The sequence below is a fragment of the Winogradskyella thalassocola genome, from assembly GCF_900099995.1.
Taxonomy (GTDB): Bacteria; Bacteroidota; Bacteroidia; order Flavobacteriales; family Flavobacteriaceae; genus Winogradskyella; species Winogradskyella thalassocola.
In genome coordinates this window covers 64999-78779 of record NZ_FNCZ01000010.1, presented here as the reverse complement: position 1 = coordinate 78779, position 13781 = coordinate 64999, and the positions used below count along the sequence as shown (strand labels likewise).

The following is a 13781-nucleotide window of genomic DNA, read 5'->3' as shown; positions in this document are numbered from 1 at the left end:
TATAAAAAACGCAACACACCTTATATAAATGCAAGTTAAGTAATTAGGCCATAAATTAGCCTTTAGAAACGCAAGTATTGATGCTTAAAAACGGATTATTTGCAACCCCATTAACCTAAAAAAAGTGATTATTATGATTAAAAACATAAGCATATTACTCGTCCTACTTTTGACTACTATTAGTTATGGTCAAAAAATTACATTACTTCAAAACACCAACCCAAAAGCTAAAGAATTAAGACATGGTTTAAATGCCACTATGGATAGCTTAGTATTGGAATGTGATTCGAAAATTCAGAAAGTTGAAATTTTCAATGAAGATTACGAACAAATAGTTATAGTCGAAGCTAACAAAACAAGAATTTCTTTAAAAGACATTCCTATAGGTAATTTTATCATTGAGACTAAATTAGCAGAAAAGATTATAGTTTTAGATTTAGCAAAACATAAAGATTTTTATAATATCTCTAATTCAAACACATCTCGTAATACAGAACACATAATAGAAGGAAAAGGCATGATGTTAGATGAAGAATTAAACGTCATTAAGAGTTCCCCTAACAAAAGTATAGCGTTTCTTTTAACTCGTGGAGGCACCAAGAATCATACCACCAAAAATCAAAAATACTTTTGGATTGAAGCACAAATAAATAACGATAGTGGCTCTAGTAAAACAATGCGTTTGGTAGATCAGAAATCAGTAGAAACTATGATTCTCAGACATAAACTTGAAACAAACAGTGATTCTGGAAGATTAAATAAATTAACTGTTTGGGAGGTCTATAAAAAAAGTGAATTTATGGAGAATCAGGTTTCGAACCCAGACTTTGTTTATTCAGCTACAACGGATCTATTTAATCCTACTCCTTATTATTCAACAACTAATAATCTTCAAAGTTTATAACTATCTGACAACTGATATTGAATTTTAAATATTTCGTTTTCATGGTTTTCAATGGAACTAGATCGTATTTCAAGATTAAATTACAGCACTTTATACGATAATATATGTGTTATATCGATCGTCATAGCACGTTAGCTACAAAAATTCACCACGCATCTATTATTTAATGTAACACATTAAAAAGCCAATAACTTTGTACATAACATTAAAGCAATCTAATTGATTTGTTTGGTGTTAAAATTGTTTCCCAAAACAAAAAACCTACTTATTATGAGACTACTATACTTCATCGTATTGTTCTTTTTGTCGTCCTTAGTTTATGGTCAAAAATCCGTTTTACTTCAAAACACTAATACAAGAGCCAAAGAGCTTAAGCACCACCTTAACCAAACTGAAGACAGTATAGTCTTTAAATGCGACCGTACTATTTACGAACTCATGATTTTTAATGATGATTTTGAGCGCGTTATAAAAGTTAAAGATACTGTCGCAAAAATCCAAATTTCGGACATACCGGTTGGACGCTACGCTGTTGAAGCCGTACTACGCGATAAGTTAATTATTATTACATTATTAAGAAACGAATCTTTTGGGCTAGAAGAACGAACTCCGTCAATAACTAACAAAACGAATCTTAGTGGTAAAACGTTAGTACAACTAAAAACAATCATTGCTAATGCGGAAAATCCACCTAAAAAGTTTAAAATACTTGCCAAACACCCAGTAAAACTAGATTCTTTAGCTCAAAACATACCCTATGGATCTGAAAGCAATAGAAGTCAAACCGACTTGAGATTATCTGGAAAAAAAGCGACTCCCGCTGAACAAACAGTCCAAGAAAAACTTACCGCTAAAAAAAACACTCTGATTAGCAATAGAATTCCTTTATATAAAGTCGAGAGCGTAAAATCTACAAAACCCAAACTACCAACGAGGAGAATAGCGAATTCCATAACCAACAACGCACATTCTAACTATTGGGTCATTTATAAAATTAACAATGGCTCGAGTTCTGAAAAGGTACTAAAAATAGCAGATCAAAAAACCGTTGACCGCATGATACAAAAGATAGAAATTGACATGAAAACCTCAACCGGTCGATTAAATGAACTTACGGTTTGGCAAATCTATGACACAACTAACTTTGTACAACACAAAAGAAAAAACAGAACAAACTATATGAACATAGAATCAGATAGCTTTAATCTTGTTCCTTATTACAAAGTAAATCATGATTTAGGTGAGTAATAAATAATATTACTTTTTAAGCTCTAATTTTTCAGCGAAATAATCACAAAAATCTTTCATAGTTTCTGTCATTTTTTCGTCTTGAGTTGCTCTTAAAAAAGAATCGCTCATTGTCACTAAAGTTTGATGAAAGAAAAGTTTCATTTCATCTACGGGCATATCTTTCGTCCACAGGTCTATTTTCAATGTTTCTTGCGCATTACTATCCCAAACAGACAACATAATCGCTTTAGCCTCTTCATTATCTACTCCACCGTCTTGAGCTGACCAGTTTAATTTTTCTGGCACTCTATTCTCATCGAGTTCTACGTTTAATACTATTTTAGATTTTATAACTTTAGACATTACTTTTTTGGTTTAAATTTCGATTTTCTAAATATCTCCTCAGGTTCAGTTTGCATAATTTTTATAATATCATCACCTGTAGTTTCTGCGTAAGCTTTTACAATTTGCCAGCCCATATATTGACCTAAACGCCCTGGAGACTCGTTATCTAACTCCAAATAAAACTTTGTGAACGGAGCATCTGCAATAAAGCGATTTGGCAATTTAGGATCTGTACTGTATAATAATTCTTTCTCAATAAAATAACTCCAGATCTGACTTTCATTCGCTTCTGCCCACTTTATCTGATTTTCAGAATAACCCATTTTTTCAGCATCTGTTTTAAACGGAATCATTACATCTTTAAAGTAAAGTAATTTTCCGAAGTAAATCATCTCATCTAACAATGCTTTTCTAGTAGATTGAAAAGCATATTTCTTTGCGTAACCATCCGCTAAATCCACTACAATTTGTTCCTCTGTAAAGTTTTTAGCCAAATACGCCGGTATATTACCATCTACATAAAACCGATGCTCTTCCCCTAAGTAATTATCGAGTGCTACTAACGCAATACTGTCTGTAACAATAACATTATCTCTATACTGCACATTATTAGTTAAGGTGATTACTCTTGGCACAGAGAACACTTTATCATAATATTTAATATGCTGAAACATGGAAACTAATTCTTCCTTTGTGTTCTTAAAATCTTTAAAAGTCTGATTAACCTCTTGTAAAATTTCGTTCTGTAGGGTGTCTTCCATTCTTTGAATCACAATAGAGTCTGGCACATGCTTAGAAAAGAAAAAAGGATAAGCCTCTTTTAGCTTTGGCAAATCTTTGGGTGTCGCTTCAAAAAATGCTTTATCAAAACGTTCTACTGTAAAATCGACTTCAACTTTAGCAATTTCTTCTTTAACTTTAGATTCCTCATTACAGGAAAGCATTATAAATCCTAATAATAAAATAAAGTAAATTCTTATCTGCATTTGGTAAAATATTTTTAATCCTAACTCGATTACGTTATTTTTGTTGTGCAAAGGTACACTTCTTTGTTTTAAAAATTAAAAAATTATGCAATCCGAAAACGTAGTAAATCACATTGTAAATTGGCTAAAAGACTATGCCACAAAAGCCAACGTAAATGGTTTTGTTATCGGGATATCTGGAGGAATTGATTCTGCAGTAACCTCTACACTTTGCGCCAAAACGGGCTTAGACGTATTATGCATAGAAATGCCAATTCACCAAGCTCCAAGTCATGTAACAAGAGCCCAAGAGCACATTTCGTTTTTAAAAAGTAAGTTTCCTAATGTAAAAGATACCGTTGTAAATTTAACACCCGTCTTTGAAGAATTTAAAACTGAGGTCAGTTTAGATGGTAAACAAACCACAGTAGATATGGCTTTAGCCAATACAAGAGCTCGTTTACGAATGACAACCTTATACTATCACGCAGGACTTTTAGGCCTTTTAGTGGCAGGTACGGGTAATAAAGTTGAAGATTTTGGTGTTGGTTTTTACACAAAATATGGTGATGGTGGTGTTGATTTAAGTCCTATTGCCGATTTAATGAAATCAGAAGTTTACGACATTGGTAATTATCTAAACGTACCACAATCAATTATAGAGGCTGCTCCTAGCGATGGTCTTTTTGGTGATGCTCGTAGCGATGAGGATCAAATCGGAGCATCTTACCCAGAATTAGAATGGGCTATGCAAGTAACGGAAGACGGAAAAACGGTTACTGATTTCGAAGGACGAAAACGTGAAGTAATTGAAATCTATTTACGTTACAATTCTTCCAATAAACACAAAATGAACCCAATACCGGTTTGCGAAATTCCTAAAAATTTAAAATAATTATTGCATTTCACCAAACAAATTAGCTAAATTATTTAATTTTTAACTATTTTTACTCAATAAGCATCCATAAAGTTTTTGAAATTAACATTATCTATAATAATAATTAACCCTAACCAAAAACCAAAATACAATTATCATGATACATATTCTGATTGTAGATAGTCATCCGATTGTGAGAACAGGATTAGAACTATTCTTAAACAGTAAAGCAGATTTTAAAGTCATCGGTAGTTTAGGAAGTGGAATTGAGATATTTGAATTTGTAAGACGCCATAAAGTTGACGTTATAATATCTGAAGTCGATTTGCCAGAACTTAATGGAATTACTGCAATGAGAGCTATAAAAAAAGAAAATAAGTCTGTACAAGTTTTAATGTTTAGCAATCAACCTGAAGAAATTTATGCGATAAGCACAATTAAAGCAGGTGCATCTGGCTACTTAAACAAAGGTGCGAGTGTTGATGAACTCGAAACTGCAATACGAAAGATTAGTGCTGGAGAAACGTCTCTTAGTGAAAAAATGGATAAACACTTCCGCTATGAAGATACGCGCAAAAGTAGAAGCCGCATGTTTAAAAAGCTTTCCACTAGAGAAATTGAAGTTCTAAAACTACTATCTATTGGTCGCAAAAACAAAGAAATTGCACAAGAGCTAGATATTAATGAAAAAACCGTTAGTACATACAAAGCGAGATTGTTTAAAAAGCTAAATGTAACGAATATCGTAGATTTAATTCACCAAGCAAAACACCACAATTTAACCTAACAAACTATTTACTTAGCCCAAAACTTTACCTAACTTACGAGATAATAACATTTTGAGACCAACGTAGTCTTTTACATCCTCCATAACCGCACGTATATCTACGTTTTCTTTCAAGGTTTCATTTTTATATTCGGCAACCTTTTGGTCAATTAAATGACAGCGCAAACTTAAAATAGTTTGACTCACCAGCTGTGACACAGAATCTTTCTTTTCTTTAGGTATAATTAGATTACGCTCCCAATCGTGAAGATTATAGCGCTCATCCTCCATTAAAATACTTGTGACTGTACTTGCAGACTCTTGATCTAATTGATTAATGAAATTTTTGGTTGAAAAACCTTCCTCTTGATTCAATCTATCAATAATAGAATAATAAAGTGCTTTAAATTGTGGATTAGAAAATTGCATTTCGTCTTCTTGAAGATCTAAATATACTTTTTCAAATACGCGCGCTTCATGTTTTGTTGGCTCTAAAAGCAACTCGCCTGAGGTCTCGTCCTCTTGTAAAATTAAATCTTCAAATTCCTCGGTCCTATCACCATATAGCATCAAGATTTCAATAATCTTTTTTTCTAATTCATATTGAATATCAACTTTTGGCTTACGACTAGGCTCTTCATTCCTAAAAACTTCAAATGGAGGTTCATTTGGGTCAGAAGAACTCGATGAAATATAAGATTTGGGTTTATTATTATCCTGAGCCTGTTTATTATTAATTTGTGCTAAAGTTGTAAATAGAACATTCTCGCTTATATCCATAATACGCGCACATTCTTGAATGTAAATTTCACGTTTTATTTGATCTGGAATCTTAGCAATACTGTTCACGATTTCGCGAATGGTCTCCGCTTTTTTAATCGGATCATTATTAGCCTCCTTAACTAAAAGCGAGGCTTTAAACTGAATAAAATCTTTGGCATTACCTTCCAGATACGCATTAAGTTCTTCTAAGGTATTCGATTTAGAAAAACTATCAGGATCTTCCCCATCAGGAAACGTACAAATCTTAACATTTACACCTTGCTCTAGTATTAAATCAATACCACGAATCGACGCTCTAATTCCTGCTGCATCACCATCAAAAAGCACGGTAATATTATTTGTTAGTCTATTAATTAAGCGTATCTGATCTGGGGATAAAGCCGTACCTGAAGAAGACACAACGTTAGTAATACCCGTTTGATGAAATTGAATGACATCAGTATAACCTTCGACTAAATAACAATTATCTTCTTTTGCTATCGTTTGTTTTGCATGATATAGACCATATAATATCTTACTTTTGTGGTAGATTTCACTCTCTGGTGAATTTAGGTATTTAGCCGCTTTTTTATCATTAGTTAAAATACGTCCACCAAAACCAAGAACACGCCCACTCATACTATGAATAGGAAACATTACTCGGCCTTTAAATCGATCGAAACGTTTTTCTCCTTTAACAATAGTTAAACCCGTTTGCTCTAAAAAATTGAGTTTATACCCTTTTCCCAAAGCATCATCGGTAAAGGCTTGCCACTCATCTAACGAATACCCAAGATCAAATTTCTTAATGGTTTCTTCGGTAAAGCCACGCTCTTTAAAATAACTTAAACCAATAGCTTTCCCTTGGTTTGTTTTGTGTAAGACATTCTGAAAATAGCTACTCGCATACTCACTTACCAAATACAAGCTTTCTCTGTTATCCGCTTGTGCCTTTTCTTCGTCGGTACGTTCGGTTTCTTCTATTTCAATATTGTATTTTTTAGCTAAATATTTTATAGCCTCAGGATACGTAAAATGCTCGTGCTCCATTAAAAATGTCACCGCATTACCACCTTTTCCACTCGAAAAATCTTTCCAAATTTGTTTTACAGGAGATACTACGAAACTCGGAGAGCGTTCTTCACTAAAAGGACTTAAACCTTTATAGTTTGTACCTGCTTTTTTTAACTGTACAAAATCGCCAATTACCTCTTCAACGCGAGCGGTTTCAAATACTTGTGCAATAGAATTTTGTGAGATCAATTTTAGAGTTTTAGCAAGTCTGCAAATTTAAGATAAAACAATTTGTATTAAAAGCTATTCGCAAAAACTAATTTGATTTTGTTATAAAAACCCACAATTGCAGATTGATTTTATAAAAACAAAAAGCCTTAATCTAAACTCGATTAAGGCCTTTTAACACTCAAAAATTGATTGATTGATTGATTGATTGATTGATTGATGATTGATTTAATCCATATCGAAACGTATTCCTACCGAAATATTATTCTGATCTATTAGTTGATCTTTAAATATTGGACTAAGATCATACTTTACATATAAGGCAATATCACCCAAAGCTACATAACCACTTAATCCATATACAAATTCACTAACTTCAAAACCACCACGTTGTTTATTTTTTATTCTATCTCCGTCTTCCTTGTACTTTAATTTTTGCATGCTACCAATATTAAGACCGGCATATCCACCTAACCCGACTTTTAGCTTTTTGTACGTTGAATATCTAAAGTAATCGTCTTTTTCAATTTTTTTAGAAGGCCCAAATTCTATATGCATTGGAAACACTAAATTGGTCGTTCTAAATTTTGCTTTGTTTAAGTCTGAAGGAAATTCTTGAAGTGCTATCTCACCATCAGTATTCACTAAGTAATTATTGTCTTTCATTTCAAATTTATTCCATTGAAACGAGAAGCCGTATTTTAATCTCCAGAAATTAGTGTTTTCAAAAAGTCTGGTTTTCCAAGCATAGCCCAACTCAAAGAAATCAGAATTTTCTATTTTGTATGGTGAATCGTCTAAGCTCTGCCCTTCAATTATAGCATTGTTAAATCCTAATGCGAAAACAACATTTGTCGTAGTACGTCTGTCGTATTTTCTCGGCTTATCATTAGATTTTTCACCAAAGTAAACAAAGCTTTCTTTATCCTCTTCTCCTCCACCTATTCTAAGCACAAACCCATCTCCGTCACCATCCTCTGCATCATAACCATCATCGTTACGCTCTAACAATGCAATTTTATTGTCTATGATCGCTAAACGGTTTTCAATATTTAAAGCTCTGTTTTTTGCTGCTTCTTTTTTTAAATTTTCTGCTTCTGAAGCTGTTATTTTTCCATCATCTAAACGTTTATTTATTGCTGCTACTTCAGATTTTAAAAATTCGCGCTCTTCATTCTCAATATTTGTTTTGAGTTCTTTAAGTGCATTAATTTTTAGTTGATTTGATGACGTTTGCGTGCTGTCAATCTTTGTGTCTTGTGCCTGTACTGTTGTAAATGTTAGTGCGATCACTAAGCATACTACTAATCTGGTAATGTTGTTCATAACTGTTCGTTTTTTGATTTATTGATTATTGATGTTTACTTCGGTAACGCTAGTAACCAAAATAATTTGATTTTTGATTTAGTGATTTCGATCTGCAACCGCAGTTCTTACCGTTTCGTAGCTCTCTTTTAAAGCTTCAAAAACTCGGCTTCTAAAAGATTGTCCCATTTCGTCTTCAACGCTCATTAATAAAGTATTTGCATCTACCGCTATTAAGATTTCGTTTTTTAAGTTGTCCTTAAAAAGTTCTTTGCTTGCTATTTTTAATAAAGAATCAATTTCTTGATCTGTAATTGTCGTATTCTTCGATTTTATAGTTGTCACGGCTTCTGCAACCGCCATTTTTAGTTTTGCCTCTTCTAAAAGACGTTGTGTTTCGTTATTTAACTGCTCTTGCTGATTTAAATTAACAGGTTCTTCAACTGGTTGACTTTGGTTAGCAAGTTGAGTTTTTGGCTCAGGCTTTTTCTGAATCACTTTTTTATGATCTATAATTTTTGATTCTTTAACCGCTGGAAATGTCTCTTTTAACGCTTCAATACTGTCGTCTTCATTGACGATTTCTATCGCTTCTTTTTGAATAGGCTCTAGTTGTTTATTATTTAACTGTTCATTAATAACGTCCTCTTTAACGATTTGAGGCAATACATTTTGCGATTCATTTGTGCTAAAAAACTGTGTTGATATCGCTATCATAATAATTAAACCTGCTGCTATACTCAACCACCAGAAAATTGGTTTTTTTGATGAATTGTCTTCTGCATCTAGACGCTCAGATAGTTTAGACCAACTTTCTGATGATGGTGTCAACGTGCGCTTTTCTAGCTTATCTTTTATATTTTCTTCAAACTTAATTGGTGCCATAACTGTTGTTATTTAATTCTTTTAATTTTTTCTGAAGCATCTGTCGTGCTTTAAATAGTTGCGATTTAGAAGTCCCTTCAGAAATTTTTAATAATTCGGCAATTTCATTGTGTTTATACCCTTCAATCGCATACATTACAAAGACCATTCGGTACCCTTCTGGCAAACTATCTATAAGTTGTTGTATTTCTGCAACTTCAATATTTGTATTAATGTTGTTTGATGAACCTTGATCTAAAAAATCATCTTCAACAGCGAATTCAATTTTCTTTTTTTGCCTTAAATAGGATATGGATTCTCTTACCATAATTCGCCTTATCCAACCTTCAAAGCTGCCTTCATGTTTATAGGTCTTCAAATATTTAAACACTTTAAAAAAACCATTCAACATTACCTCCTCAGCTTGGTGCACATCCTTAATATAGTATCTGCAAACACTCAACATTTTTGGAGCATGCAACTCGTACATTATATGCTGTGCTTCACGATTTTTATTCGCTGCACGCTCTATGAGTTTTGTTTCATTTTTATGAAGTTGTATAACTTTCATGGTTGGGTTTAAATTCTGAATACGTTCAGATGCCTTTCTATTTATAAAGACGCAATTTTGTAGCCAAGGGTTGCTTGGGAAGTGAAAAATAATTAAAATAATTTTTAATTACTTGATTTTAAGTTGTTTGAAAATTATTTTTTTCGATCAATTACATAATCGACCATAAGATTAAGAGATGCTTTGTATGGTGACTCTGGGTAATTTGCCAATATACCTAAGGCTTCTTCTTGAAATGCTTTCATTTTAGAAACCGCATATTCCAATCCTCCTTTTTCCTTTACAAAAGCAATAACCTCATTAACTCGCTTTTTATCTTTATTATGATTTTTAACCGAATTAATTAACCAAGATTTTTCTTTCTTGGTACAGTTATTTAAGACATATATTAAAGGTAAGGTCATTTTTTGCTCTTTAATATCTATACCGGTAGGTTTGCCGATAGCTTCTTTTCCATAATCGAACAAATCATCTTTAATCTGAAATGCCATACCAATTAATTCACCAAACTTTCGCATGGTTTCTACTTCTGGCGAATTTGGTTTTACTGAAGCGGCACCCAAACTACAACAAGCCGCTATTAAGGTCGCTGTTTTTTGTCGGATGATTTCATAATAAATAGCTTCGGTAATATCTAGTTGTCTAGCCTTTTCTATTTGAAGTAATTCTCCTTCGCTCATTTCGCGTACTGCGACGGAGATAATTTTTAGTAAATCGAAATCATTATTATCTATAGATAACAACAACCCTTTAGATAGAAGAAAGTCACCTATAAGAACAGCAATTTTATTTTTCCATAGTGCGTTAATAGAAAAGAAACCACGTCTTCGGTTACTATCATCTACCACATCATCATGAACCAATGTTGCGGTATGAATAAGCTCAATTACCGAAGCACCACGATATGTACGCTCACTTACCTCACCATTATTCATCATTTTAGCCACCAAAAACACAAACATAGGTCGCATTTGCTTCCCTTTTCGGTTTACTATGTAATGTGTTATCCGATTAAGCAGTGCGACCTTACTCGCCATGGAGAGTTGGAACTTTTGCTCAAAAAGATCCATCTCATAGGCGATTGGTAGTTTTATTTGTTCAGTTATTTTCAATTGAAAAATGCGTATAAAACAAACGTACTAAAAATGCTTTTGATATACTATTTTACAACTTAAATTTAGGATTTGTTTCTATACAATGTTTTGTCTATGCTTTTAATCATTTCAGGCTTATCTAAATCTAGACCTATAAAAGATGTCACTTTATCTAAAACCTGATCTGTATTGAAAAGCACCTCTTTATAATCTACATAAATAAGCTCTACGCCTGGTTCATTATCTTTCCAAACCTCTACTTGGCTTAAATGTTTGTTATAAGATTCAAAAAGTTTAACAGATAGAATGTCAGAATTTTTACCAACCATTTTTTGCTGAGATTTCACAACTTCAGTTAAATCTCTATTCATGAAAATAACCTTATACCTATATTTAGGATCTAAAAACTTAAGTAATGGCGCCACTACCTTTACAGTTTTATTCTGCGCCTTACCTAACCAAGAATTATCTTTATGCAAAGCCATAACAGGCTCATATTCATAATACCCTTTAGGGTTTGATTCATCAGATTTTCTATTTCCGTCGGTTAGCACATCTATACCTCCATTATTTAGCATTTGCATCATTACAGACGTACCGGAACGTGGTAAACCAGAAACAATTATTATTTGATCTTTTCTAAATTTATATTCTGCTTTATCAATTAAACTTATCGGTTCACTAAGTTTTTCATTAATATTTTCAATTGCTTTTACCGCTCTTTGATGATCCTTTGGTTTTAACTTGGAAGCAGTTTCATAAGCCATTTTAGCATTTTCTAAATCCCCTAACTTTTCTAAAGCTTGCCCTAAAGTGTAATGTGCTGCCGGAAAATACTTAACCAACTCTATTGCTGTTAATGCATGTTCTGCAGCTTCTTCATAATCTTTAAGCACAATTAAAATATCTGCTAATGCTTGATGTGATTTTGCATTATCAATCTCAAAAACTAGTGCTGACTGAAAAGCAGCTTTAGCATTTTCAAATTGACTTAATCTTTTATATATTTTACCTATCTGGTACCAGACTAATGAATTTGGGTTTTTATTTTTAGCATCTTCTAAACATTTTAAAGCAAGATGAACTTTTCCTTTTCCTAATAAAATTTTAGCTTCAGACACCAAAGTGTTTAGCTCAAATTTTTTATCAAAATTTCGCAAATTGTTAAGATAAACTTCTGCGGCATCATAATCATGTTCTGCAAGTGCTAAAGAAAGTAAATCCATGTAAAATGGAATCGTATCCACAACAGTATCTCCAACTTTAAAACCTTGAGTCGTCAACATGTCTTTATTCTCACCTTCAAATGCATTTTCATCATAAGTAGGGTATGGATAATTTATTAACTCTAAAAGTATTCTTTTAGACTCAGAGTAGTCTTTTTTACCTAAAAACACCCTAGCCAAATTATGTTTTAAATCGCAACTTGTTTTAAGTATGGCTATTTCTATATTATTATCAGGTTTTTCAATATAACCCAAATCTATTAATTGTTGCATGGATTCTTCTTCATCTAACAAATCGCTTAAATCTGACTCATGTTCTCCAAAATCTCCTTTTACATCCTCCCAACTATCAATATAATTTACCTTTTTAGGCTCTTTAAATATATCTAAGGCAACTTTACCATCCATATCTTTTCCCACAGGCAAACCATATATGTGCAAAATTGTTGGAGCGACATCAATTAAGCTTAAACCAAAAATTTTTTCATTTTTCTTAATATTAGGACCTGCAGCAACGAACATACCAAATTTACGATGCTCTAAAGCTGGAGCTGCTGGGTATTTAGGCATTTTTAAAATTCGGTTATTCCCAGATTCATAACCATGATCAGACATTATAACAATAGTTGTGTCTTCACCTGCTAAGTCCACCATTCTTTCTAACATCATATCTTGATACATATAAGCTCCATATATAGTATCCTTATAAATTTCAAATTTACTTTGTGGTATCTGCTTTAATTTAGGCGGATGATATTTCATAAAGGCATGGCAAAAATGATCTATTAAATCATAGTACACAGCCATAAAATCCCATTCTGTAGTCCTCATCAGGTTAGTCGCAGCAGCATGTACAGATGTATTCTCTGCCAACATCTTTGCAAAACTATATAAACTTTGTTCTTTTTCTTGATCAATCTCAGCAGCTTTTGGTATAAAAGGTAAAATATGAGCTTCTGTAACTTCATGAGGAAATAAGCGTAAATCATGAAGGTCTTTGACCAAATCTTCTGGATGGATTGTACCTTTTACAATTGGACTCTTTTTATTAGGATCTTTATTTACTTTTTGAAATTTATCTGAGACCACTACACCTTTTATAGGTTCTGCAGGAAAACTAGGCCACCAACCTACTACATTACTCTTTAAACCCTGATTATGAAAAATATTCCATAAAGCTCTAGATTTTCTTGAATTTACAGTTACAGGCCTAATCCCCTTTCTATCAGGAGAAACTTCTATAAACCCTAATACTCCATGTTTATCTGGTGTTTTCCCAGTAGCAACAGTACTCCAAAGCATAGGTGAATATGGAGGATTCATGGTGCTCATGTTACCATAAACACCACGGTCTATTATTTTTTTTAAGGCTGGCATCCGCCCTTTTGCTAAAAGCGGGCCAATAATTTTCCAATCTGCAGCATCCCATCCTATTAACAGTACTTTATCTTTTTTCATCCGTGTTTCCCTTAGCTTTTTCTATATTCTTTTTCACCTTTCTCCATTCTCTTATTCCAATATCTCCCAAGGCAAGTAATCCTAAAGATCCTTTCTCTGTTATATTAAAGTTATTTGCTTTAACTGAATTATCATTATCAATAGTCATAAAAAGTAATTTTACATAAAAAAA

Annotated in this window: 13 protein-coding genes; 4 read left to right on the top strand and 9 right to left on the bottom strand. The window is 32.8% G+C overall.

Going from position 1 to position 13781, the window contains the following annotated elements; all coding sequences use genetic code 11:
- Positions 1-133 precede the first annotated feature (133 nt).
- Together BLT80_RS17475 and BLT80_RS17470 are read left to right on the top strand one after the other, a co-directional pair.
- Positions 134-904 (top strand): hypothetical protein, encoded by a 771-nt coding sequence (locus BLT80_RS17475; protein ID WP_092470392.1) that lies wholly within the window; start codon positions 134-136, stop codon positions 902-904.
- A gap of 270 nt (positions 905-1174) precedes the next feature.
- Positions 1175-2152, top strand: a complete 978-nt coding sequence (locus BLT80_RS17470; RefSeq protein ID WP_139181099.1) for a hypothetical protein — start codon at positions 1175-1177, stop codon at positions 2150-2152.
- Between the two features lie 9 nt (positions 2153-2161).
- On the opposite strand, the gene gldC is transcribed toward BLT80_RS17470, so the two are convergent.
- The gene (gldC, locus tag BLT80_RS17465) at positions 2162-2497 is read right to left on the bottom strand and encodes a gliding motility protein GldC (RefSeq protein WP_092470389.1); all 336 of its coding nucleotides are present in this window, start codon (positions 2495-2497) and stop codon (positions 2162-2164) included.
- Positions 2497-3465: a gliding motility lipoprotein GldB gene (gldB, locus tag BLT80_RS17460; protein ID WP_092470505.1), complete on the bottom strand. Its 969-nt coding sequence runs from the start codon at positions 3463-3465 to the stop codon at positions 2497-2499. The genes gldC and gldB overlap by 1 nt, the downstream gene beginning before the upstream one ends.
- 85 nt (positions 3466-3550) lie before the next feature.
- Between gldB and nadE the strand changes: the two genes are divergently transcribed.
- Entirely contained in the window at positions 3551-4339 is a 789-nt protein-coding gene (nadE, locus tag BLT80_RS17455; RefSeq protein WP_092470387.1) for an NAD(+) synthase, read from the top strand.
- Between the two features lie 139 nt (positions 4340-4478).
- On the top strand, positions 4479-5108 hold the full coding sequence (locus tag BLT80_RS17450; protein WP_092470385.1) for a response regulator: 630 nt from the start codon (positions 4479-4481) through the stop codon (positions 5106-5108).
- A gap of 12 nt (positions 5109-5120) precedes the next feature.
- Here BLT80_RS17450 and dnaG read toward each other — a convergent pair whose 3' ends face one another.
- The 7 genes from dnaG to BLT80_RS20160 form a co-directional block, all read right to left on the bottom strand.
- A complete protein-coding gene (gene dnaG, locus BLT80_RS17445) occupies positions 5121-7112 on the bottom strand; it encodes a DNA primase (protein WP_092470383.1) in 1992 nt (663 codons plus the stop codon).
- Positions 7113-7319: 207 nt separating this feature from the next.
- A complete protein-coding gene (locus BLT80_RS17440) occupies positions 7320-8417 on the bottom strand; it encodes a hypothetical protein (protein WP_092470381.1) in 1098 nt (365 codons plus the stop codon).
- Positions 8418-8495: 78 nt separating this feature from the next.
- The gene (locus BLT80_RS17435) at positions 8496-9281 is read right to left on the bottom strand and encodes a hypothetical protein (protein WP_092470378.1); all 786 of its coding nucleotides are present in this window, start codon (positions 9279-9281) and stop codon (positions 8496-8498) included.
- The gene (locus BLT80_RS17430) at positions 9268-9831 is read right to left on the bottom strand and encodes an RNA polymerase sigma factor (protein ID WP_092470376.1); all 564 of its coding nucleotides are present in this window, start codon (positions 9829-9831) and stop codon (positions 9268-9270) included. The genes BLT80_RS17435 and BLT80_RS17430 overlap by 14 nt, the downstream gene beginning before the upstream one ends.
- Before the next feature lie 134 nt (positions 9832-9965).
- Positions 9966-10943 carry a polyprenyl synthetase family protein gene (locus tag BLT80_RS17425; protein WP_092470374.1) on the bottom strand — a complete coding sequence of 326 codons (978 nt, stop codon included), beginning with the start codon at positions 10941-10943 and terminating at the stop codon, positions 9966-9968.
- A 65-nt stretch (positions 10944-11008) separates the two neighbouring features.
- The gene (locus tag BLT80_RS17420) at positions 11009-13609 is read right to left on the bottom strand and encodes an alkaline phosphatase family protein (protein ID WP_092470372.1); all 2601 of its coding nucleotides are present in this window, start codon (positions 13607-13609) and stop codon (positions 11009-11011) included.
- On the bottom strand, positions 13596-13757 hold the full coding sequence (locus BLT80_RS20160) for a hypothetical protein (RefSeq protein WP_175455643.1): 162 nt from the start codon (positions 13755-13757) through the stop codon (positions 13596-13598). Before BLT80_RS20160 ends, BLT80_RS17420 begins: the two co-directional genes overlap by 14 nt.
- Between the last annotated feature and the right edge of the window lie 24 nt (positions 13758-13781).

Bases quoted from the DNA above. Each gene is read 5' to 3' on its own strand.
- BLT80_RS17450 (WP_092470385.1), top strand. From the start codon at position 4,479: ATGATACATATTCTGATTGTAGATAGTCATCCGATTGTGAGAACAGGA.
- gldB (WP_092470505.1), bottom strand. From the start codon at position 3,465: ATGCAGATAAGAATTTACTTTATTTTATTATTAGGATTTATAATGCTT.
- BLT80_RS17430 (WP_092470376.1), bottom strand. From the start codon at position 9,831: ATGAAAGTTATACAACTTCATAAAAATGAAACAAAACTCATAGAGCGT.
- gldC (WP_092470389.1), bottom strand. From the start codon at position 2,497: ATGTCTAAAGTTATAAAATCTAAAATAGTATTAAACGTAGAACTCGAT.
- BLT80_RS17435 (WP_092470378.1), bottom strand. From the start codon at position 9,281: ATGGCACCAATTAAGTTTGAAGAAAATATAAAAGATAAGCTAGAAAAG.
- BLT80_RS20160 (WP_175455643.1), bottom strand. From the start codon at position 13,757: ATGACTATTGATAATGATAATTCAGTTAAAGCAAATAACTTTAATATA.
- BLT80_RS17420 (WP_092470372.1), bottom strand. From the start codon at position 13,609: ATGAAAAAAGATAAAGTACTGTTAATAGGATGGGATGCTGCAGATTGG.
- BLT80_RS17470 (WP_139181099.1), top strand. From the start codon at position 1,175: ATGAGACTACTATACTTCATCGTATTGTTCTTTTTGTCGTCCTTAGTT.
- nadE (WP_092470387.1), top strand. From the start codon at position 3,551: ATGCAATCCGAAAACGTAGTAAATCACATTGTAAATTGGCTAAAAGAC.
- BLT80_RS17475 (WP_092470392.1), top strand. From the start codon at position 134: ATGATTAAAAACATAAGCATATTACTCGTCCTACTTTTGACTACTATT.
- BLT80_RS17440 (WP_092470381.1), bottom strand. From the start codon at position 8,417: ATGAACAACATTACCAGATTAGTAGTATGCTTAGTGATCGCACTAACA.